This is a genomic window from Candidatus Accumulibacter phosphatis, from assembly GCF_000024165.1.
Classification (GTDB): domain Bacteria; phylum Pseudomonadota; class Gammaproteobacteria; order Burkholderiales; family Rhodocyclaceae; genus Accumulibacter; species Accumulibacter phosphatis.
Genome location: NC_013194.1, coordinates 2,142,178 through 2,162,966 on the forward strand (window position 1 = coordinate 2,142,178; position 20,789 = coordinate 2,162,966).

16 protein-coding genes and 2 tRNA genes are annotated in these 20,789 nt (G+C 66.0%); 14 read left to right on the forward strand and 4 right to left on the reverse strand.

All coding sequences use genetic code 11. The features are described 5' to 3' along the window. Positions 1 to 269: 269 nt before the first annotated feature. Positions 270 to 2,141 carry a bifunctional metallophosphatase/5'-nucleotidase gene (locus tag CAP2UW1_RS09425; RefSeq protein WP_015766393.1) on the reverse strand — a complete coding sequence of 624 codons (1,872 nt, stop codon included), beginning with the start codon at positions 2,139 to 2,141 and terminating at the stop codon, positions 270 to 272. Between the two features lie 277 nt (positions 2,142 to 2,418). Between CAP2UW1_RS09425 and lysM the strand changes: the two genes are divergently transcribed. Together lysM and CAP2UW1_RS09435 are read left to right on the forward strand one after the other, a co-directional pair. Beyond that, positions 2,419 to 2,934: a peptidoglycan-binding protein LysM gene (gene lysM, locus CAP2UW1_RS09430; protein ID WP_015766394.1), complete on the forward strand. Its 516-nt coding sequence runs from the start codon at positions 2,419 to 2,421 to the stop codon at positions 2,932 to 2,934. 134 nt (positions 2,935 to 3,068) lie between these two features. Continuing rightward, positions 3,069 to 3,320, forward strand: coding sequence for a GlsB/YeaQ/YmgE family stress response membrane protein (locus CAP2UW1_RS09435; protein WP_015766395.1), 252 nt, complete (start codon positions 3,069 to 3,071; stop codon positions 3,318 to 3,320). A gap of 33 nt (positions 3,321 to 3,353) precedes the next feature. Here CAP2UW1_RS09435 and CAP2UW1_RS09440 read toward each other — a convergent pair whose 3' ends face one another. Further along, positions 3,354 to 4,418 carry an extracellular catalytic domain type 2 short-chain-length polyhydroxyalkanoate depolymerase gene (locus CAP2UW1_RS09440; protein ID WP_015766396.1) on the reverse strand — a complete coding sequence of 355 codons (1,065 nt, stop codon included), beginning with the start codon at positions 4,416 to 4,418 and terminating at the stop codon, positions 3,354 to 3,356. A 190-nt stretch (positions 4,419 to 4,608) separates the two neighbouring features. On the opposite strand from CAP2UW1_RS09440, the gene CAP2UW1_RS09445 reads away from it, so the two are divergent. The 6 genes from CAP2UW1_RS09445 to fghA all read left to right on the forward strand — a co-directional run bounded on the left by CAP2UW1_RS09445 (position 4,609) and on the right by fghA (position 8,836). Then, the gene (locus CAP2UW1_RS09445) at positions 4,609 to 5,766 is read left to right on the forward strand and encodes a pyridoxal phosphate-dependent aminotransferase (RefSeq protein WP_015766397.1); all 1,158 of its coding nucleotides are present in this window, start codon (positions 4,609 to 4,611) and stop codon (positions 5,764 to 5,766) included. A 258-nt stretch (positions 5,767 to 6,024) separates the two neighbouring features. Continuing rightward, positions 6,025 to 6,100: transfer RNA gene (locus CAP2UW1_RS09450), tRNA-Gly, on the forward strand. A 72-nt stretch (positions 6,101 to 6,172) separates the two neighbouring features. Beyond that, positions 6,173 to 6,256: transfer RNA gene (locus CAP2UW1_RS09455), tRNA-Leu, on the forward strand. Between the two features lie 35 nt (positions 6,257 to 6,291). Beyond that, entirely contained in the window at positions 6,292 to 6,744 is a 453-nt protein-coding gene (locus CAP2UW1_RS09460; RefSeq protein WP_015766399.1) for a DUF1178 family protein, read from the forward strand. 115 nt (positions 6,745 to 6,859) lie between these two features. Next, entirely contained in the window at positions 6,860 to 7,972 is a 1,113-nt protein-coding gene (locus CAP2UW1_RS09465) for an S-(hydroxymethyl)glutathione dehydrogenase/class III alcohol dehydrogenase (protein WP_015766400.1), read from the forward strand. Between the two features lie 6 nt (positions 7,973 to 7,978). Continuing rightward, complete coding sequence (gene fghA / locus CAP2UW1_RS09470; RefSeq protein WP_015766401.1) at positions 7,979 to 8,836, forward strand: S-formylglutathione hydrolase; 858 nt, start codon at positions 7,979 to 7,981, stop codon at positions 8,834 to 8,836. Between the two features lie 88 nt (positions 8,837 to 8,924). Here fghA and CAP2UW1_RS09475 read toward each other — a convergent pair whose 3' ends face one another. Both CAP2UW1_RS09475 and CAP2UW1_RS09480 read right to left on the reverse strand, forming a co-directional pair. Further along, positions 8,925 to 10,844 (reverse strand): sensor domain-containing diguanylate cyclase, encoded by a 1,920-nt coding sequence (locus tag CAP2UW1_RS09475; RefSeq protein WP_015766402.1) that lies wholly within the window; start codon positions 10,842 to 10,844, stop codon positions 8,925 to 8,927. A gap of 103 nt (positions 10,845 to 10,947) precedes the next feature. Continuing rightward, the gene (locus CAP2UW1_RS09480; protein ID WP_015766403.1) at positions 10,948 to 11,634 is read right to left on the reverse strand and encodes an SOS response-associated peptidase; all 687 of its coding nucleotides are present in this window, start codon (positions 11,632 to 11,634) and stop codon (positions 10,948 to 10,950) included. Between the two features lie 168 nt (positions 11,635 to 11,802). On the opposite strand from CAP2UW1_RS09480, the gene CAP2UW1_RS23665 reads away from it, so the two are divergent. The 6 genes from CAP2UW1_RS23665 (at position 11,803) to CAP2UW1_RS09510 (ending at position 20,686) form a co-directional block, all read left to right on the forward strand. Then, positions 11,803 to 13,086 carry a glycoside hydrolase family protein gene (locus tag CAP2UW1_RS23665; protein WP_015766404.1) on the forward strand — a complete coding sequence of 428 codons (1,284 nt, stop codon included), beginning with the start codon at positions 11,803 to 11,805 and terminating at the stop codon, positions 13,084 to 13,086. 98 nt (positions 13,087 to 13,184) lie between these two features. Beyond that, on the forward strand, positions 13,185 to 14,570 hold the full coding sequence (locus CAP2UW1_RS09490) for a class I adenylate-forming enzyme family protein (protein ID WP_015766405.1): 1,386 nt from the start codon (positions 13,185 to 13,187) through the stop codon (positions 14,568 to 14,570). Then, complete coding sequence (locus CAP2UW1_RS23670) at positions 14,567 to 15,979, forward strand: isochorismate synthase (protein ID WP_015766406.1); 1,413 nt, start codon at positions 14,567 to 14,569, stop codon at positions 15,977 to 15,979. The genes CAP2UW1_RS09490 and CAP2UW1_RS23670 overlap by 4 nt, the downstream gene beginning before the upstream one ends. Beyond that, positions 15,976 to 17,733, forward strand: coding sequence for a 2-succinyl-5-enolpyruvyl-6-hydroxy-3-cyclohexene-1-carboxylic-acid synthase (menD, locus tag CAP2UW1_RS09500; protein ID WP_015766407.1), 1,758 nt, complete (start codon positions 15,976 to 15,978; stop codon positions 17,731 to 17,733). Before CAP2UW1_RS23670 ends, menD begins: the two co-directional genes overlap by 4 nt. Before the next feature lie 387 nt (positions 17,734 to 18,120). Beyond that, complete coding sequence (locus tag CAP2UW1_RS09505; RefSeq protein ID WP_049778554.1) at positions 18,121 to 19,737, forward strand: IS1634 family transposase; 1,617 nt, start codon at positions 18,121 to 18,123, stop codon at positions 19,735 to 19,737. Positions 19,738 to 20,152: 415 nt separating this feature from the next. Further along, the gene (locus tag CAP2UW1_RS09510; protein WP_012806769.1) at positions 20,153 to 20,686 is read left to right on the forward strand and encodes a DUF6431 domain-containing protein; all 534 of its coding nucleotides are present in this window, start codon (positions 20,153 to 20,155) and stop codon (positions 20,684 to 20,686) included. Positions 20,687 to 20,789 lie beyond the last annotated feature (103 nt).

Genomic DNA, 20,789 nt, shown 5'->3' on the forward strand with positions numbered 1-20,789 from the left:
GCCTGATTGTTGTAGCCGGTTCGCTGGTTCGCCGGCAGCCGGGAACGAGCGCAGTCTGCGCTCACATTCGTCGCCAGCGCAACCATGTCCTGCCAGAAGTTGTCCGCTTGGCAGCCAGTCTGCCGTCCACCGTCGCTCCGGAGCAGCGGCCGGACGCGCTGACAGCCCCTGGCCGCATCGTCGCGCGGGCTGGCATGACATAACCACAGTCTCGGCGCCTGTCGGTGCAGGTCTCGCGGTTGCAGGCGAGCCGTCGGCCACCGCGGGGCTCAGGGCAGCCGCCGCCCGGCACGGCTGATGACCGTCTTGTGGCTGTAGTCGGCTGCCGCCGGGCGGCTCACCCTGCCTTGCGCCAGCAGGTAGTCGACGAAGGTCTGCGTGTAGTTCAGATAGGTGTTGACGCTGCCGCCCGCCAGGTGGATCTGGGCGAGAGTGCTGTAGCCGTCGCCGCCCATCGCCAGAAAATCGCTGGTGACGACGGTATAGGTAGCCGCCGGCTCAAGCGCTTGCCAGGCGCCGTCGGCCCGGGACTTGATCTCGACGTTGGCCAAACGGCTGCCGCGCGGCCTGGACATGTCGAGATCCCAGCGCAGACCGGCGGCATAGGGGTGCGAGCCGTCGGAACCGTTGCGGTCGAGATGGTTGGCGACCGCGTCCTCGAGAACCTCGAGGATCTGCCGCCCGCTTAGCCGCAGCTCGATGAGCACGTTGGCGAACGGCAGCACCGTGTAGGCGGTGCTGAAACTGACATCACCCTTGGGCAGGGCTGTCCGCATGCCACCGCCGTTTACCAGAGCGATGTCGGCCAGCCTGCTCGCCTGGCGATAGGCCTCTGCCACCGCCTGGGCAATGTCGCTGCCGCGGGCTAGCGTGTTGGCGCTTTCACAGCCGGCGACGCCGCTGCTGCGGTTGGTCGACTCCCCGGGGACGCGGACCAGACACAGCGACTCGCCGGCGGTGCCGATCCGCTGTCGCTTCATGTCGTCGAGGCGACCCGCATAGCGTGCCAACTCGGCCTGGGCGATCGGGTCCGGGCTGACGATGCGAGCTGTGCCGTGCTGTGCCAGTTGCTCGAGGATCCTGGCGCGGGTGGCGGTGTCGACAGCGAAGAAAGCCTCCGCGCCGTTCTTCTGCCGGAAGTCGTCGCCAATCGGCAGGATGACCTCGCCACTGCAACTGGCCACTGCTCCGCGATCGTCGAAGCGAACCTGCATCAGCGCGAAAGCCTTGGCGTACTCCCAGGCCTGGCCGATGCAGACCCGCTCACCGTCGCGGTTCTTGACGACGGTCGGATAAGGTCCCGAGCTGCCGCTGATGCCGAGCGCCGAAAAGCTGCCGAGCAGCGTGTGCGAGTCGCCGCCGATGATGACGTCGACGTCGGAGAGTCGGGCGGCCATCGCCTTGTCGGCCTCGTAGCCCTGGTGGGTCACCAGGATGATATGGCGGATACCTCGGGCGCGCAGCTCGTCGATGGTCTTCTGGGCGGTGTCGACCTCGTCGCGGAAGAGGGTGGTCGCTAGCGGCCGCGACGAGTTCATCGTCTTGCCGCGCACGTCGATACCGATGATGCCGAGCACGATACCGTCGACCTCCTTCAGCAGATACGGCCTTCGATAGTCGTCGATGGCGACCGGGGCGAGCGGGCTGCCGATCGCCGGCTCGACGTTGGCCGCGAGAACCGTTGTCTGGCAGGGGCCGCTACGCAGATAGTCGAGGAAGCGTCGCAAGCCTGCGTCGCCTTCGTCGAACTCGTGGTTGCCGAGCGCGAAGACGTCGAAGCAGACGGTATTCATCAGCGCCGCGTCGGCCTCGCCGTTGTAGAGCGTGTGGTACAGCGTGCCGGTCATGGCGTCGCCGGCATGAATCTTCAACAGGTTCGGCAGTCCGGCCTGCGCCTTGAAGAGCGTCGTCAGGCGGGGAAAACCGCCGGCCGCGACGCGCGTGGGCAAGCCGCCGACGGCAATCTCGAAATCGGCGTGGGCTTCGAGGTGGGAGTGGTGGTCGTTGATATGGGCGATGTTGATCTCCAGGCCGCTCGACCCGGAAGGTTTCTGGCGAGGCGACGGGTGGCAGCCGGCGACAAGCAGCGCCAGCGTGAGCAGGCCGGCGCTTAGTGGACGAGAGAGGGCGAATCGGCGCATGGCTTCGGCTCCGGCGGCAGGGGTGGGCGGATCAATCGGTGTTTCGCTGGAGCGACAAGGATATACGCAGTCAGTAGCGGTGAGTTCATGTCAGCGCACACGTCGTCAAGGTCGCGACAGGCTGCCGCTTCGCTGCGCCAGGCAGCGCCTGCCGCAAGCTTGCCACGGCCTTTGAGAAAGATTGTGAAGCTGCTAGACTCGTTGCCGCCTACGGACCTGCGTAGAGCATTGGCATTTTCCGGCGCCGCTCGGTGCCGCTCGACAAGGAGGAGACAGCATGGGTTTTTTTGATTTCGTCAAGGAAGCAGGCGAGAAGCTATTTCATGCCGGAGACGCCCAGGCGGCTTCGGACGCGGTGGCGAGCACGCCGGACGACGACGACGCGAAAGCGCGCCTGGACGACCTGAACCGCACGGCAGGAGAGGCGATCGAGGCCTACATCGCCACTCAGGGCTTGCCGGTCACCGGGTTGACGGTGACCTTCGACGGAGCGAGCGGAGTCGCAACGGTGTTCGGCGTCGCCGGCGACCAGGCCAGCAAGGAGAAAATCCTTCTGTGCTGCGGCAACGTGACTGGCGTTGCGCAGGTCAATGACATGCTGTCCGTCGACCAGAGTGAGCCGGAGGCGACCTTCTACACGGTCGTTGCCGGTGACAACCTGTCCAAGATTGCCAAACGGCACTATGACAATGCCAACCGCTATATGGTGATCTTCGAGGCCAACCAGCCAATGCTCAGCCACCCGGACAAGATTTATCCCGGCCAGGTGTTGCGGATTCCACCGGTGGAATGACGCGCGGGCCTGCTGGCGGGGTGCTGCGTCGAGCCGGCCGGACCTCCTGTCTGCGGTCCGCTTGACCCCGGCCACGGCAGGCGGCAGGTGGTACGGTCTGCCGGCGTGTCGGAAAACATTCTTGGGAGTTGGCGATGGGAATCGTCTGGACAATCGTTCTTGGGTTCGTGGTTGGCGTCGTCGCCAAACTCATCCATCCCGGCAGGGAGAACATGGGCTTCATCATCACCGTGCTGCTGGGAATCGCCGGGTCGTTCCTGGCCGGCATCATCGGTCAGATGTTTGGCTGGTACCGGGCCGGCGAAGGGGCCGGCTTCATCGCCTCGGTGATCATGGCGATCCTGCTGCTGGTCGTCTACGGCAAGCTGCGCGGCGGTTCGCGGTAGCCCGGGCCGTCGCCGCCGGACGCGTGCTGCGGGCTATTGGGCAGAGGCGTCCTGACGTGGCATGACCAGCCGGTCGAGCATGGCGCGGACGGCCTTGATCTGGAGCCCGGCGCGCGTGTGGTAGTCGCTGCCCGAGTAGCCCCACCAGTCCCAACAGGCGAAGGGGTTGTTCAACCACCGCCACGAACCGAATGCCAAACCATGGCGCGGCACGGTCTGCGGGTAGAGGACGACGATCCGGTTGCTGTTCGCCCAGCGATTGTAGCCAGCGCCGTCGACGAAACGTCGTCCGACATTCGCGGCGCTCTGGCGGCAGCCGTGGAAGACCACATGGATCCGGCAAGCCGCATGGCGACAGTCCTGCGGGACATGGACATAGGCTTCGTCGGCGAGTCCGGCGTCGATCGCCTTGCCGTCGACAAACGGTCGCTGGTCGAAGGTCAGCAACTGGCCAGCCGCGTTCGGCGGCTGCAGCGGGCCGAGCAGGTGAGCAAGCATTTCGCCGGCGGCGTCGAGATCACCGCAGCGGTTGATGAACGGCGGCTGCGCACTGCCGCAGGCATTGGCCTGTGGATCGGCGACCGAGATCATCGCGTGTCCCGCCTCGGGCAGCTTGACGAAGCGGATCGCCGCCGGGCTGAGCCATTGCGCGTAGAAGGTGGCCAGTCCGTCCATCACCGGCGTCGTCACCTTGTCGTCCTTGCCTCCCGAGAACAGCCACACGCGGTCGTCGCGCAAGCCGTCAAGCGGATCGATGCGGCCCGCGCGCGCCACCTCCTCGGCGCGCGTTCGCAACTCGCTCGTCGACGCCAATGGTGCCCACGCCGAGGGCGACATGCAACTGGTCAGGGCACGCCAGGTCGATCCTTCAGCGCAGTAATACGGTCCGCCGGCAATGACTCCGGCGCCGCGCACGAGGCTCGAGTGAGCGACCTGAAACTGCACCGCCATGTACGCTCCCGAGGAGATTCCCGACACCGTCAGGTCTTCCAGTCGGGCGCCCAGCGCCGGCAGCGACGGGGCGGCGAGGGCAGTCTCGAGCGACAGGGCGACGACGAGAAGCGGGCGCCACAGGCTTCGTAAGGGGGAGGCAGTCATGGTTGCTCGCATGGCCGAGAAAGAAGGATGCTCTGGCAGGCAAATGCTATCAGATTGTGCTCCACACGTTGCCCGCGACGCAATCTGCGCCTCGGAGTCGACGCTTGCTGGTCGTCCACCTTGTCGCGAGCGCAGCCGGCACCTAAACTAGCTGCTCGATCACTTCCTGGCGCGCGCCGCGCGGCCGACCATGCACAAGTCGTCCCCTGTCATTGACTCCAAGCTTCCCCGCGTGGGGACCACGATCTTCACCGTCATGTCGAAGCTTGCCGCCGACTGTGGAGCGATCAATCTGTCACAGGGCTTTCCCGATTTCCAGGCCGACCCGTCGTTGTTCGACGCGACCTGGCGCGCAATGCGCGCGGGACGCAATCAGTACCCGCCACTGGCAGGCGTACCGGAATTGCGGCAGGCGATCGCCGACAAGGTGGCGAGTCTCTACAACGCCGTCTACGACGTGGAGAGCGAAATCACGGTCACCGCCGGTGCGACTCAGGCCGTGTTCACGGCGATTGCCGCCTTCGTGCGCCAGGACGACGAGGTGATCGTCTTCGAACCGGTCTACGACAGCTACGTGCCGGCGATCGAAACCGTGGGCGGCAGGGCGGTTTACGCGAGGCTCGGCTATCCCGGTTACCGGCCGGACTGGCAGCAGGTGCGCGCACTGATCAGCCCGCGCACCCGCATGATCATCATCAATTCGCCGCACAATCCAACGGGCAGCCTCCTGGGTGCCGACGATCTGGAGGGGTTGGCGGAACTGACGCGTGGCACCGACATCGTGATCCTCTCGGACGAGGTCTACGAGCACATCGTCTACGATGGCGCGCAACACCAGAGCGTCGCCGGACACCCCGAACTGGCCGCGCGCAGCATCGTCGTCTCGTCTTTCGGCAAGACCTATCACATCACCGGCTGGAAGGTCGGCTACGTGCTTGGCCCCGCGGAATTGATGGCCGAGTTCCGCAAGGTCCACCAGTTCAACGTGTTCACGGTCAATACGCCGTGCCAGTTGGGAATTGCCGAGTACATGGGCGACACGTCGCGCCATCTCGGACTGGCCGCCTTCTACGAAGAGAAGCGAGAGTTCTTCCGCGATCAGTTGGGCGCTTCGCGCTTTGAACTGCTGCCCTGCAGCGGTACCTATTTTCAATTGGCGCGCTACAGCGCCATAAGCGACTTGCCCGACCGCGAGTTTGCCTGCTGGCTTGCGCGTGAGGTCGGAGTGGCCGTGATTCCGGTGTCGGCCTTCTATCGGGATGGCCAGGACGACCGCGTCGTTCGTTTCTGTTTCGCCAAGCAGGAAGCGACGCTGGCGGCGGCCGGGGAGAGGTTGCGCCGTGTATGACTCGGGTCGTTTCTGGTTCACGTACGAGCCTGCAGACGCGGCCAACGAGGAACAACCCACGCCGCACTTCATCCGCAGTTTCTTTCGCTCAGGCTCATTCCTGGGTGGAAAGACGCCCCTCGTTCAGGCTCATACCGCGTTGGACAACGCTCGTTGTTGACAGGTCGGGTCAGCACCGGGATAATCCGCCCCGCTGGTCGCCGTCTGGCCGTCCAAGTGCTTCGAGTGATCGCGGCGTGCTGTCCAGACAGGGCTCATGCGGGAGTAGCTCAGTTGGTAGAGCGATACCTTGCCAAGGTATAGGTCGAGAGTTCGAGACTCTTCTCCCGCTCCAGATTGCAAAGGGAAAGTGCGAAGCCGCACTTTCCCTTTGTTTCATTTCGGGACGGGTATAATTGGCAGGCCGGCCCGGATGGTGAAACAGGTAGACACAAGAGACTTAAAATCTCTCGGCCTCGCGGCCGTGCCGGTTCGACCCCGGCTCCGGGTACGATCCTTTGACTGCCCGCCCGGCCTTGGTGCCCGATGATCATCTATGACCTTGCCTGCCAGCATGAACACCGCTTCGAAGGCTGGTTCCAGTCTTCCGAGGACTTCGATGAGCAGTGCGCGCGTCGCCTGATTGCCTGCCCGCAGTGCGGATCACCGGTAGTGCGTCGCGTGCCCTCGGCGGTCCACCTGGCCCGCGCGGCGCAGCCGCTGCCGGTCGAGCCAGCGCCGCCGCCGACACGAAAGAAGCCAAACATCGACTTGCGGGGCGGAGTTCTTGCCGCTTATCGGCAGTTGACCGAAGTGCTGCTGGCGGATTGCGAAGACGTCGGCGACCGCTTCGCCGAAGAGGCGCGGAGGATCCACTATCTGGAAGTCGAGGAACGGTCGATTCGCGGTGAGGCCACCGCTGCGGAGTACGACGCGCTACGTGACGAAGGGATCGACGTCCTGCGCCTGCCGCTGCTGAAGCCCGGAGACCTGCACTAGTGGCGGACCGGCACGGCTGTTCGGCGGGCTGCTGTCTTCGGCGGCCGATGTGCGGTGTTTGGCGGGGGCGCGCACCGGCCATCGGGAGTGCTGTCAATACTGAGGAGAGTCGCTGATGATCAAAGCACGTGCCGCCGTTGCCTGGGCCGCTGGTCAACCGCTGGAAATCACCGAAGTTGACGTCGAGGCGCCACGCCACGGCGAGGTTCTGGTGCGCGTCGTCGCAACTGGCGTCTGCCATACCGACGCCTTTACCCTGTCGGGGGCCGATCCCGAAGGGGCGTTCCCGAGTATTCTCGGTCACGAGGGCGGCGGCATCGTCGAAGCCATCGGTTCCGGCGTGACCTCGGTCGCCGTCGGCGATCACGTGATCCCGCTGTACACCCCCGAGTGCGGGCAGTGCAAGTTCTGCAAGTCGGGGAAGACCAACCTTTGCCAGGCGATACGGGCGACGCAGGGGAAAGGTCTGATGCCGGATGGCAGCAGCCGCTTCTCCCGGAATGGAAAGCCGATCCTTCACTATATGGGCACCTCGACCTTCTCCGAGTACACGGTCCTGCCCGAGATTTCGCTCGCCAAGATCGCCAGGGACGCTCCCCTCGACAAGGTCTGCCTGCTTGGCTGCGGCGTGACCACGGGTATCGGCGCCGTGATCAACACCGCCAAGGTGGAAGCGGGGGCGACAGTCGCCGTTTTCGGCCTCGGCGGTATCGGCCTGGCGGTGGTGATCGGGGCGGTCATGGCCAGGGCCTCGCGGATCATTGCGCTCGATACCAATCCGGCCAAGTTCGCCATTGCCAGGCAACTCGGGGCGACCGACTGCGTCAATCCGCTCGACCACGACCGGCCGATTCAGGAAGTCATCGTCGACATGACCGATGGCGGTGTCGATTATTCGTTCGAATGCATCGGCAACGTCAAGGTCATGCGCTCGGCTCTCGAGTGCTGCCACAAGGGCTGGGGCGAGTCGGTGATCATCGGCGTGGCCGGCGCCGGCGAAGAGATCGCCACGCGACCGTTCCAACTGGTTACCGGCCGGGTATGGCGCGGTTCGGCGTTCGGTGGCGTCCGCGGTCGCTCGGAACTGCCAGGCTATGTCGAACGTGCGCAGCGCGGGGAGATTCCACTGGATACCTTCATCACGCATACGATGGGGCTCGAAGACATCAACCACGCTTTCGATCTGATGCACGAAGGCAAGAGCATCCGCTCGGTCATTCTGTTCTGAGCGGCCATGGCGCGCGGTTTCGGGTCGCTCGAGGAGGTCACCGCCAATCGCTGTTTTGGCGGTTGGCACCGGCGTTTCCGCCACTACTCGCCGGCGCTGCGCTGCGACATGGTGTTTGCCGTCTATCTACCGCCGCAGGCGGCCGACCACAAGGTGCCGGCGCTCTACTGGCTTTCGGGTCTGACCTGCACCGACGAGAACTTCATGCAGAAAGCCGGGGCGCTGCGCGTCGCCGCTGCCCTCGGCATGGCCATTGTCGCAGCGGATACCAGCCCGCGTGGCGCCGACGTGCCGGGTGATCCGGAGGGATGCTGGGACTTCGGTCACGCTGCGGGCTTCTACGTTGACGCGACGCAGGCGCCGTGGGCCGAACACTACCGGATGCATGAGTACGTGGTGCACGAACTCCCGGCGCTGGTCGAGGAGATGCTGCCGATCAGCGCGCGGCGGGGAATCAGCGGTCATTCCATGGGTGGTCACGGTGCGCTGGTCTGCGCACTGCGTAACCCCGGCCGCTACTGTTCGCTCTCCGCCCTGGCGCCGATCAGCCACCCGATCACCAGTCCCTGGGGGCGGAAGGCCTTCTCGCGCTATCTCGGCGAGGATCAGGGAGCATGGCGGGCCTGGGATGCCTGCGAGCTGATCGCTGCCGCCGCCGAGCGCCTGCCCTTGCTGGTGGACCAGGGCGAGGCCGACGGCTTCCTCGACACACAGTTGCAACCGGAGAGGCTACGGCAGGCCTGCGCCGCCGCGGAGCATCCGCTGACGCTGCGGCTGCACCCGGGTTACGACCACAGCTACTACTTCATCGCGAGCTTCATCGAGGATCACTTGCGGCATCACGCCGCAGCACTGCTCGCTTGAAACTGCCGGCAGGGGCGCGACGATCGGTTCGCTCGACGGCCACCCGTCATCAGATAGCCGATCGGTCAGGCGTCAGCCGGCTCGTTTGTCAACCAGCGACGGTGACGCGGTTGCGGCCGCCGTTCTTCGCCTGGTAGAGAGCGGCGTCGGCGGCCTCGATCAGCGCCTGGCTGTCCTTTCCCGTGCTGCTCAGGATGGCGACGCCTATGCTCACGGTCAGCGGGATCGACCGTCGCTGCCAGAGGAAGTCGTATTTCTGAACCAGACCGCGAATGCGTTCGGCGATCTGCACGGCGGTCTGCGCATTGGCATTGGGCAGAACCGCAGCGAACTCTTCGCCGCCATAGCGAAAGACGAGGTCCTCGGGGCGCGAGGCGCGTTTGAGCAGGTCGGCGAGTTGCTGCAGGACGGCGTCGCCGGCGGGATGGCCGAGGGTGTCGTTGATCCGCTTGAAGTGGTCGATATCGAGTAGCAGGCAGGCCATCGGCAGCGCATTGGACTGCGCGAAAGCCCATTCCGAAGCCAGGAAGTCGAGCCCGTGGCGGCGGTTCGGGAGCTGCGTCAGGGTGTCGGTCAGCGCCTCGCGCAGGAGGCGCTTGTGGGCGACGGCAAACTGGTCCGTGGAGCGCATGATGCCGCGGCGCTCGCGCTGGATCTCGTCGCGCAGGAGCAGCATGCGGGTCGCCGTGTTCAGACGAACACGCAAGGTCTGCAAGGTCACCGGTTTAACGAGGACGTCGTCAGCCCCGGCATCGATTGCCTCGAGAATGTGGCTATCGCCCTGCGGCGAGGCCAGCAGGAGAAGGTAGGTCTCCTTGCCGGCCGGTGTCTGCCGAAGGATGCGGCAAAAAGCCGCCGGCTGCAGCCCGGGCATCGCCATTTCGGCAATCACGATCCGCGCCGGCTGGCGCAGGGCCTGCATGATCGCGTCGTCATGGCCATCGATCAGCATGGGCAGATGGCCCAACTCCTCGATCTGCTGCATCAACTCGGGAAGCTCCGTCAACGGGATACCGAGAAGCTGGACCTGCAGCCGCGGTGCCCCGATCCTGCCGCTTGGTTCGGCGGGCGTGCTGCTGACGCGTCGGCTGGGCGGACTGGCGGCCAGGATTTCGGCGAACGGCGGCATCTCCTGCGTGCGCACCTGCAGTGTCGCCCCCCACTCACGCCAGCGGCGAACCATCCGATCGACCATGTCGTTGAGCGCATCGCCGCTGATTCCCAGTCGCGCTGCGCGCGTCAGCAGGCCGGGCAGGAGGCTCCAGCGCGACTCCTCGTCGGCCATGCAGACCTCGGCGAGCGAGCGGGCGAAATTCAGCGAGTGGGTGAGTGTCTGCAAGCGTGATCCGTCCGCGAAATCGGCGACGTCGGGTTCCTCATGGTGGTACGCCGCGCGAATCAGTATCTCGGGCATTCCCCATTCGGCGAGCATCGTCGCGCCGAGTTGCAGGTGGTCCATGGCGAAGCGCTCACGCTCCAGGCTGGCCAGCTCACTCTGCGCCCCCTGCGCCTTGAGCAGCACGGTCGCATATTCGTCGGGGTAGAGCGAAGCCATCGCCAGCTCGCCGACACGCGCCAGGAGGCCGATGGTGAAGATTTCCTCGCTCGAGATCTGTGCGAAATGGGCGAGTTCCTGGCAGGCGATGCCGGTGGCCAGCGAATGACCCCAGAACGCGGCGTAATCGAATGCCGCGCACTGGCCGCTGGTGTGGCTGTGCATGACCGAAAAGCTGATCACCAGATCGCGCACCCGGAACGCTCCCAGGGCGACGATGGCCCGCTGCAGCGAGACGATCGGCCGTGTCCGGCCGAAGGCGGCGGCATTGGCGAACTTGAGCAGGCGTCCGGCAATCGCCGGGTCCGACTGAACCAGTTGTACCAGGTCGGGGACGCGGAAATCATCGCGCTGCAGGAGCTTGATGATCGAGAAGGCCACCCCTTTGGGCGACGGCAGTTTGCCCGTCGCCTTCAACGTATCGTAGCGGTCGGGGTCGACGAAGCTGATCAAGGCAGTCTCAAATCCAACATTTGCGGCCGATTATGCTACAAAACCCGTTGACTATCGCCATCCCTCCCGGTGGTATGGGTGAGGCGCGTTTGGCCGGGACCGATCATGGCGGTTCACCGGGCAGGGCGGCGATCAACTGACGATCGTCCGCGTCCGGCTTGCCGACTCGCGAGCTCACCGGCCAGGCCTGCAGCTCGCCGTCCGGATACGGCAGCAGCAAGGCTCCCACCTGCTCCGGCGGGGCGGCAAGCCAGGCCTGCCAGTGCTCAGGAGCCAGGATGAGGGGCATACGCCCGTGGATGAGGCGAACCAGTTCGTTGGCCTCGGTGGTGATGATGCAGCAACTGCGGATGATCTCGCCGCTTGGCGACGTCCACGACTCCCACAGGCCACCGAAGACCATCGTCTCGCCGGACTTCAGGCTGACGTACCAGGGTTGCTTTGCCGGTCGCGTTTGCGTCGCACGCACCGCCTGCCACTCATAGAAGCCGCTGGCCGGAATGAGGCAGCGGCGTCGTCGGAAGGCATCGCGAAACGACGGCTTTTCGCCCACCGACTCGCCGCGGGCATTGATCAGCCGCGAGCCGATCGTCGGATCGCTGGCCCAGTGCGGCAGCAGACCCCAGCGCAGCAGGTGGAGAACGCGCTGCCGGTTTGGCGATTGACGAATCACCGGCACGTCGCTCGCCGGCGCCATGTTGTAACGGGCTGCAAAGTCGGCGCACTCCATCAGCGCGAAGCGGTGGCACAACTGCGAGCGAGGGGCTTCGAGGGCGTAACGTCCACACATCGGCAGAGTGTAACCCAGGCGTGCGGCGGCGATCGCGGCAAGGGACTCGCCAGCTCTCGGCAGCGGATTCTCTGCGGGGAAACGTCTGACTCGTTGGGCCTGGCACGCGACATCGCTATACTTGCGCGCATGGACGACTGCGCCTTGCGAGGCAACCAGAGGGGAAAGATGAAAAACACGAATCGCTGCGGGCTCGGGGCCTGCGCCATCATCGGATCGTTGGTCTGGGCCATCGGGACGGTTTCAGCTCAGGAAGGTTCCGCTCAGCAGGATCCTGCGGCGAGCGAGCCGGCGTCGGTCGTCGCCAGCAAGTCGTTCCGGCTGGCGGTCGAGAATTCCGCGACGCTTGCCGGTGGCCTGTCGGTACAGCTGAACAAGTCATTCCTGCGTGAAGGGGATGCCCTGGTGGTGACGGTCGACGTGCCGCGTGACGGCTACCTCTACCTCGTCAGCGTCGGCCCCGACGACGTCGCGACCGTCCTCTTTCCCAACCGGAGCCAGCGCGACAACGAGGTGCCGGTCGGCCAGGTGACGATTCCCAGCGAGCAGATGAAGTTCGATCTCAAGGTCACCAAGCCCCATGGCGCGACGGTCGTCGCCGCCTTCCTCAGCAAGGAAGCATTGGACGTCTACGAAAGCGGTGGCGGTGAGCGCGACGCGCAGGGTGCGATGCAGGAAGCGTTCGCTCGACTTTCTGTCGGCAGCCTGCGCCAGATCGAGAAGCTGGCGGCGAAGAGCTTTCGCGTGGAACGGCAAGCCGCACCTCTTCTGGGCGGGCTGGCCCACGCACTGGTGTGCGCGCCGAGCGGTCCCTGCGACATCGCCAGGGTGGTCACCGCGGCCGGCGACTTCCCCTCGGAGGCGCGGCTGACGCCGGGCATCCTGCTCGAGCCGCCACTCGACGTGTCGTTGCCCAAAGGCGTTCGTCTGCGCCCGGTACCCGACAAGGGCATCGCGCTGGCGAAGGTTTCGGAGGGTTTCGTACCGCGGCTGTACAACGATGGATCGCGTTTCTGCAGCATCGGCTATGGCCACGTGGTCAAGAAGGCGCCCTGCGACACCAACGAACCGGTCGCCTTGCGCCGTGGCATCAGCGAGCTGCAGGGTGCGGTGCTGCTGGTCGAGGATATGCGACGCGCGCAACGGGCGGTCTTGGGCCTGGTCAAGACGGACCTGACCGACGGGCAATACGCAGCGCTGTGTGATTTCACCTACAACGTGGGGGCCCGCAAGCTGCAGAACTCGACGCTGCTCAAGGCGATCAACGCTGGTGAGCACGAGCGTGTGCCCGCCCAGTTGCGTCGCTGGACCCTGGCCGACGGCAAGGACTATCGAGGCCTGAAGACCCGGCGCGAACGCGAGATTGGGCTCTACTTCGAGGGCCAGCCGATACCCAAGGCGCCGCCCGGCGACGATGAGATCACGCCAATCGATATCCGGGTTGGCGAGTAGTCGGATGGCGGTCGGCGCGTTGTCAGGTCGGCGGCGATCGTTGCGCCGAGGATGACACTGTCGCCGCTTCCCTTGTCTGCGGCCAGTCTGGATCAGCGATGACCCTGCTCGCCAAGTGGCTCGCCGAAGGTGCGCGTCAGTACCCGTCGCTTGACGCTTTGCGGACGTCGCGCGGCCAATGGCGCTACGACGAACTCGCTGCACTTGCCAGCCAGGGCGGCCAAACGCTGCGCAGCGACGGTCTGCTCGCCGGCGACATCGCCGCCTTCGCTGCCGGAGCCGGCGAACTGGCTATCGCGGCGCTCGCCTGTTCCTCTGCCGGCGTCGCTCTGTTGCCGCTGGACCCGCTGACTGCCGACCTGGCGTGGCCGAAGATGCAGGCTCTGGCCGGCGGTTGCCTGAAGAGGCTGGCGGCGCTGCCGATCGCGTCCCCCGCCGGCCCGGTGCCGCCGGCGTTGACCGGACGTCCTGACGATCTGGCGCTGGTCATCGCCACCAGCGGCAGTGAAGGCGAAGCGAAGGCGGTGATGCTGAACAACACCAATCTCGATGCCGCTGCCCGCGCCGCGAACCGCTGCCTGTCACTGAGCGCCGGCGATTGCTGGCTGGGCTGCTTGCCGCTGTATCATGTTGGCGGCATTTCGCTGCTCTACCGCTGTCTGCGCGCCGGAGCGACGCTGTTGTTGCACGAGCGGTTCTCGGCCGCTGCCGTCTGGCACGCCTTGCACGCCAGTCGGGTCAGCCACATCTCGCTGGTACCGGCGATGCTGGCGCAATTGCTCGACGTCGCCGACGGTGCTTCGCCGCCGAAAGCCCTGCGCCACGCCCTGATCGGCGGCGCGTCGCTGTCACGGCCGCTGTGCGAGCGCGCGCTGGCGAGCGCTTGGCCGATCTGCCCGACCTGGGGAATGAGCGAGACCGCTGCGCAGGCGGCGACACTATTGCGGCCCGGCAGTGACTGGCAGGTCGGCCAGGTCGGCAGACTGTTGCCCGGCCTGGAGGCGCGTGTGGCAGCCGATGGGCGTCTCCACCTGCGCGGTGCACAAGTGATGCACGGCTATCTCAACCCGGAGTGTCGGCGCGGGCATGGGCTGGACGATGGCTGGCTGGCCACCACGGACCTGGGCTCGCTCGCCGCCGACGGCCAGGTCACCATTCATGGTCGGGCCGACGACATGCTGATCGTCGGCGGTGTCAAGGTACACCCGGCAACGATCGAATCCTGCCTGGCGGCGTGCCCAGGGGTTGCCGATGTCGCGGTGATGCGGCTGCCCGATCCGGTATGGGGCGACTCTCTCGTTGCACTCATCGTCGGCACGGCGCAGAGCGCCACTCTCGAAGCGTGGGTGCGGAATTCCCTGACCGCCGCCCAGCGCCCGCGGCGCGTACTGCGCGTCGACGGTCTGCCCCGCAGTGCCATGGGCAAGCTGGATCGCGCGCAGTTGCGCACCCTTCTGCGCGAGACGGTGCAGGGTCCGGGTTGAGCCTGGCACGCTTGCTCGACGCGCGGCGGATCGCCCTGCTGCGCCGCCGCCTGCATGCCCGCTTGCCGGGCGTGCCGGCGAGCGGCCTGCTGAGCATCACGCTCGACCTTGGCGCGGGCGATGACGACTGGCTGGGCGTCGATCTGGCGCGCGCACACGTCAACTGGTGGGCGGCGCCGGGCAGTCGCGAGTCGGGCGATTATCGCCTCGCACTCGGCGAGGCCATGAGTTTCGCCACCACCGGCAGCGGGCGCTTCGCCGCCTTGCAAGCCGCCTTTCGGGGCCTCGCGCCACTCTGGGAACACGACGATGCACGGCGGACCGGAGAGCTCCCTGCAGCGCACGTCGGCTTTGCATTCGACGACGACACGCAGGACGGACTGCCCAACGCGCGCCTGCTGGTACCCGCGATTCTCCTGCGCAACCGCGCCGGGCAGCGCACGGTGACTTTCAGTTGTGCGGCGCGTGCGGCGGAGGGGGCGGTCGGCCGCTGGCTGGCCGAGTTGCATGCCGCCGACGACCGGCCTGCCGCCGCGGCGCCGGCGACCCTATGGCGGCGGCGTCCGGCAACGCTTGCCGACCAGGCTTTCCTGGCGCGCGCCCGCGCGGCGTTGGCGGAGATTGCGCGCGGCGAGTTCGACAAGCTCGTTCTGACCCGCAGCGTCCATTTCGCGAGCGAGTTGCCTATCGCCGCGGCGTCGGTGCTTGGCGTGCTCGCCCGTCGCCACGCCGAGTGCACGATCTATGGCGTCGGCCAGCCTGGCCAGAGTTTCTTTGGGGCGACGCCCGAGCGCCTGGTGTCGCTGCGTGCCGGCACCGTGCGTGCCGACGCGCTGGCCGGCACGGCGTGGTTGAGCGCTGCCGCTGGACAGCCGACGTCGCGTGCTCTGCAGGCCGACAAGAATCGTCGCGAGCACCAGTTGGTGGTCGATGCCGTGCGGGCGGCCCTGTTGCCGCTGTGCGTTTCGCAGGAGCCGCCGCAGGCGGCGAGCATCATGCACCTGGGTCAGCTACAGCACCTGCGCACGACGGTGGTCGGCCGCGCCCGGGCGGGAGTCGGGCTCTTCGATCTGATCGCCAGTCTGCATCCGACTCCCGCCGTCGGCGGTGTGCCCGGCCCGGCGGCGCGCCAGTGGCTGTGCCGCCACGGCGACCGGCGGGGTGCGTGGTACACCGGCGGCGTCGGCTGGATCGATCGCGACGGCAACGGCGACGTCGTCGTCGCGCTACGCTGCGCGCGTCTGCGTGGCCGCGCCGCCGAGCTTTTTGCCGGCGCCGGGATCGTTGCCGGTTCCGACCCCGAGCAGGAATTCGCCGAAACCGAAGTCAAGCTGGGCGTCATCGCCGCGGCCTTGCGCTGCCCGCGTGCGGGCGCGCCTGGCCAGGCGCGGCGGACCGGCACCGGATGAACGACCCGCACGCCACCGGCCTGCTCAACCTGCGCTGGTCGCAAGTGCTGGTCGACGCCTTGGCCGCCGCCGGCCTGCGCGAACTGGTCCTCTCGCCCGGATCGCGATCGACGCCACTGGCGCTGGCCTTTCTGCGCCGGCCCGAGATCCGCTGCCACGTTCTCCTCGACGAGCGCAGCGCGGCCTTCTTCGCGCTCGGTATCGCCAGGGTCAGCGGCCGGCCAGCGGCGCTGCTCTGTACTTCCGGTTCGGCGCCGGCGAACTGGTTTCCCGCGGTCATCGAGGCCGATCTCGCTGGCGTATCGCTGCTGCTGCTGTCCGCCGCGCGGCCACCCGAGCTGACCGGCTGGGGAGCCAATCAGACCGTCGACCAGCATGGGCTGTTCGGCGCCCACGTGCGCGCCATGTACTCGCCGGCGTTGCCGACGGCCGACTTCGCCCCCGCCTATCTGCACCGCCTGGCGGCACGCGCGCTTGCCGACAGCTGCTGGCCGTCGCCCGGTCCGGTGCATGTGAACCTGGCTTTTCGCGAGCCGCTGCTGCCCGACGGCGAGCTTGCGGAGATCGGCGCCGCGGACTGCTGCCCCGTGATCCGCGTGGCGCATCCGCGTCTGCTGCCCGACAAGCGATTGATCGCTGACAGCGCTGCCGAGATCAGCGGCCGCCCCGGCGTCATCGTCTGTGGCGGTGCCGACTATCCGCCAGACTTTGCCGAAGGCGTCGCAGCTCTCGCCGGCCGACTCGATTGGCCGATCCTCGCTGAGCCGCTGTCGAATCTGCGTTTTGGTGGGCACGATCGCAGCCGCCTGTGCGTGTACTACGATGTGTTTCTGCGCCGGCGGTCCATGGTGGCGCTGGCCCGGCCCGAGTGGATCCTGCGCTTCGGCGGCTTTCCGGTCACCCGCACGCTGCAGGACTGGTTGCGCGCAGTGGCCCCGGCGCGGCAGATCGTGGTCAGCGCCGACAGCCGCTGGCGAGACCCTCAGCACGCGCTGGGGGTGCTGCTTCAGGCGGATCCGACGGCGGTCTGCGAGGCGCTGCTCGCCGCGGCCCCGCAGTGCGCACCGGCGCACTGGCGAGTTCTATTCGTCCAGGCGGAAGCACAGGCCGAGGCCCTGGCCGGCCGTTATCGTTGTCGCGACAACTTCGAGGGCGCGCTGATCGCGGCGCTGCTCGATCGCCTGCCCGCCGGTCACCGGCTGTTCTGCGGCAATTCCATGCCGATTCGCGATCTCGACGCGTTTTCGGGTAGCGCCGCCAAGCCCCTGCGCTTCTTCGGCAATCGCGGTGCCAGCGGTATCGACGGCAATCTGTCGACGGCTCTCGGGATAGCCACCGAGGGGCCCTGCGTGGCGCTGGTCGGCGACCTGACGGCCCAGCATGACCTGACCGCGCTCGCCGCTGCCGGTGGCCGCGACATCGTGGTCGTCGTCATCAACAACGGTGGCGGTGGTATCTTCGGCTACCTGCCGGTCGCCGCACTGCCCGAGTTCGAGCGCGCCTGGCTGACGCCGCAGCGGATCGATCTGGTCGCCGCTGCGCGCAGTTTCGGCATAGCCGGCGAGCGCGCCGGGTCACTCGCCGAGGGGCTTGCCACCTTCGACAACGCTCGGCAGCGGGGCGGTGCGACGCTGCTCGAAGTGATCGTCGATCGTCAGGCCAGCACCGCCCAGCACCAGGCCTTCTGGCGCGAGGCCGCAGCCGACGATGACGGGAAATCCAGCGCCGCCAGCCAGACTCAGCCGTGGTCGTGAACGACTCTGGGTCTCTTGGCTGACGATTGGTAACAATGGGGCTCTGCCGCAACGCCGCGCCCGCCGCGCTGCGCTGCGCTCACCGCATCACTCGAGGCTAACGCTCGCGCAGGCTCTCGTCCCCATACTGGGGGTGCTCACTGAATCGGCTCCTTAGAAGACATGGTTTGGGACAACGTAAAGTCCGTTGCGCAGGTCTGGTACTCGAAACGGAAGCTGATTAGGGATCGCTCGGAAAACGGATGCTGTGTCAGACGGACCTTCCCGGAGCCCTCAAGGTAAGTCTCTGATTAATTGCAATAAATCAGAAAGTCGGCAAAACATGTAGGCATGTAGATGTAATAATAGTGCTTGACAAACAATGCGCTGTTTGGTTTTATTGTCGGCATGTACATCGCTCGCGTCCCCAACCGAAAATCCAGGCCCGCCATCCTGCTCCGCGAGTCCTATCGTGAGGGCGGCAAAGTCTGCACGCGGACCATTGCCAACCTGACGAACTGGGCACCGGAGCGAATCGTCGCCATGGAACGTCTGGTGAAGGGCGAATTCGACGACTGGTCGGGAGAGATGACCAGCGGCGAGATTTTTGGAGTGCTGTTTGCGCTCAAGCAGTTGGCGGATCAGGTGGGCATCACGCGGGTATTGGGCAGTGCGGCGGAAAGCAGGCTCAACCTGTTTCTGATTCTCGCACGCATCGCGCATGGCGGGTCGCGGTTGTCGGCGGTGCGCTGGGCGAAACAGCACACGGTGGCCGATGTGTTGGCGCTGGAGGAGTTCGATGAGGACGACCTCTATGCCGCTCTGGACTGGCTGGCGAGCCAGCAGGAGCGTATCGAGCGGGAACTGTACCGGGCCTACGTCAAGGAGCAGGGCCAACCACCGGTCCTGGTGCTCTACGACGTCACCTCCAGCTATTTCGAAGGAGAATGCAACGAACTGGGGCAATACGGCTACAACCGCGACGGCAAGCGAGGCAAGCAGCAAATCGTCATCGGTTTATTGACCGCCGAGGACGGCGAGCCCCTCGCCGTGCGCGTCTTCGAGGGCAACACCGCGGACCCGACGACGGTGGCCAGCCAGATCACGATTCTGAAGGAGCAATTCGGGATTGCCGAGGTGGTGATGGTGGGCGACCGGGGAATGATCAAGGCCAAGGGGAAGGCCGCGCTGTCGGCACAGGGCTTCCGCTATATCACCGCCTTGACTGACGCGCAGGTACGCACCTTCCTCAAGGAGGGCGTGCTGCAGACGGACCTCTTCGATGTGCCTCTGTGCGAAGTCGAACACGACGACAAACGGCTGATCGTGCGCCGTAACGAGATCGTCCGGGTGCGCGAGGAGCGGCGGCGGGAGGACAAGTTGGCTCAGTTGCAGGCGAAGATCGCCGACCGTAACGCCTTCGTCAAGAACTCCAGGCGCGCCAGCGCGGCAACCGGCCTGGCCGCTTTGCAGCGCTGGGCCAAACGCCACAAACTCGCCGCGTTTGTCACCCTCGCGCTGAACGAACGCGTCATTGTCTGCACCATCGACCAGGAGGCTAAAGCGCAGGACGCCCTGCTCGACGGCTGCTATCTCCTGGAAACCGATGTGCCACAAGGCTTGATGGATGCGAAGGCGGTCGATGCGCGTTATCGCGATCTGCAAAAAGTCGAGCGCAACTTCCGCACGGTCAAAACCACCTTCCTGGAAATTCGCCCGATCTTCCTGCGCAAGGCTGAGCGTACCAAGGCACATGTCTTCGTGGCGATGCTCGCCTTGAAGATCACGCGGCGGTTTGAAGCGGCTCTCCACCGGACCTTCGGCAGCACCGTAGACGACCCCGCCACCATCACTCCGGACGACGCCCTGGTGGCCCTCGGACGATTGACCTATCTCTACAGCACCGACCGCAACGGTCAGCGTCACACGCATCTGCCACGCCCGGACGATCAACAGGCCAAAATCCTCGACGCCATCGGCCTTTCCTTCCCGCTCAAGGCCAAAGCCGAAAAGCGCGCCGTGTAGGCAGCCGCCGCTTTTGCGGCACTGGCTTTTTCTTTAACAAAAACCGATACTTAAAGCGTAGTTGCGTCTACTGGCTAGAGGAAGATCCGTCAGAGAAAAATCTAGGTCCCCTGTCGAATGAAGCGGCTTGGGCCGGAGAACGGGATGAATGTCAAGGATGCCCAGGCTTTCCACCTTTGACGCGAGGGGCGTAAAGATCTCGCGCACCATGTCGATCGAGACGCAGGTTTCGTCCAGGGTGTTACGTCCGCCCCTGTGAAAGGCCTGTAGTGGGTTGGCTATCCCGCTAACGGCGAGGAAGAAAGCAGGAACGGAGCCGGAAGGAGAGTGGGACGGGGAAGGTCAAGGAAGGGCTGGGACAGCTCTGCTATCGTGGGAAGCTTGACGACCACCCGGAGAGAAAGGAGCCCAGCCCATGCAACGAATTGTAGCCGGCATCAGCACGCTTGAGCAGCACCTGGAGACGGTGAAGGGGAAGCGCGAGGTCTATCGACCGCCGTCGTGTCCGCACTGCGGAATCAAGCTCCTGTGTCAGCACGGGTACTACTACCGGAAGGCCGATCGGCGAGTGCAGCGGCCCTCGCTCAACCCGGTGCCGATCTGCCGTTACCGCTGTGGCGGTTGCCGGCGCACCTGTTCGCGCCTCCCCGAGTGCATTGCCCCACGGCGTTGGTACGACTGGTCGGTGCAACAGAACGCCCTGTCGGCTCGACTCGACGGCCGGCCTGTCGGCGGCGGTGGCGACGACGGACAGCCTGCCGTGCGCAGTACCGGTCGCTGGTGGGCCTGGCTCCAGGCTCGCGGACCGATCTTCGCGTTTTCTCTGCGTTGCCGCTTTCGCGAGCTGGGTCGGGCGAGTGACTTCACGGGGTTCTGGCGCCAGGTGTTCGCCACGCTCGGCCTGCCACGAGCCATGGCCTGGCTGGACCGGGAGATGAGCGTCCCATGATCGGCTGATCCCCAAACGGCGGCAGACAGTGGGGGCCCCGCCCGGGCGGGGCCCCCACACACTTTGCGACTGTCATTGACGCGGCGATTGCGCTTTGATGGCG

Coding starts and splice junctions, on each gene's coding strand:
- CAP2UW1_RS09505 (WP_049778554.1), top strand. CDS start 18,121: ATGTACATCGCTCGCGTCCCCAACCGAAAATCCAGGCCCGCCATCCTG.
- lysM (WP_015766394.1), top strand. CDS start 2,419: ATGGGTTTTTTTGATTTCGTCAAGGAAGCAGGCGAGAAGCTATTTCAT.
- CAP2UW1_RS09435 (WP_015766395.1), top strand. CDS start 3,069: ATGGGAATCGTCTGGACAATCGTTCTTGGGTTCGTGGTTGGCGTCGTC.
- CAP2UW1_RS09440 (WP_015766396.1), bottom strand. CDS start 4,418: ATGACTGCCTCCCCCTTACGAAGCCTGTGGCGCCCGCTTCTCGTCGTC.
- CAP2UW1_RS09445 (WP_015766397.1), top strand. CDS start 4,609: ATGCACAAGTCGTCCCCTGTCATTGACTCCAAGCTTCCCCGCGTGGGG.
- CAP2UW1_RS09510 (WP_012806769.1), top strand. CDS start 20,153: ATGCAACGAATTGTAGCCGGCATCAGCACGCTTGAGCAGCACCTGGAG.
- CAP2UW1_RS09460 (WP_015766399.1), top strand. CDS start 6,292: ATGATCATCTATGACCTTGCCTGCCAGCATGAACACCGCTTCGAAGGC.
- CAP2UW1_RS23665 (WP_015766404.1), top strand. CDS start 11,803: ATGAAAAACACGAATCGCTGCGGGCTCGGGGCCTGCGCCATCATCGGA.
- CAP2UW1_RS09490 (WP_015766405.1), top strand. CDS start 13,185: ATGACCCTGCTCGCCAAGTGGCTCGCCGAAGGTGCGCGTCAGTACCCG.
- CAP2UW1_RS09465 (WP_015766400.1), top strand. CDS start 6,860: ATGATCAAAGCACGTGCCGCCGTTGCCTGGGCCGCTGGTCAACCGCTG.
- menD (WP_015766407.1), top strand. CDS start 15,976: ATGAACGACCCGCACGCCACCGGCCTGCTCAACCTGCGCTGGTCGCAA.
- CAP2UW1_RS09425 (WP_015766393.1), bottom strand. CDS start 2,141: ATGCGCCGATTCGCCCTCTCTCGTCCACTAAGCGCCGGCCTGCTCACG.
- fghA (WP_015766401.1), top strand. CDS start 7,979: ATGGCGCGCGGTTTCGGGTCGCTCGAGGAGGTCACCGCCAATCGCTGT.
- CAP2UW1_RS09480 (WP_015766403.1), bottom strand. CDS start 11,634: ATGTGTGGACGTTACGCCCTCGAAGCCCCTCGCTCGCAGTTGTGCCAC.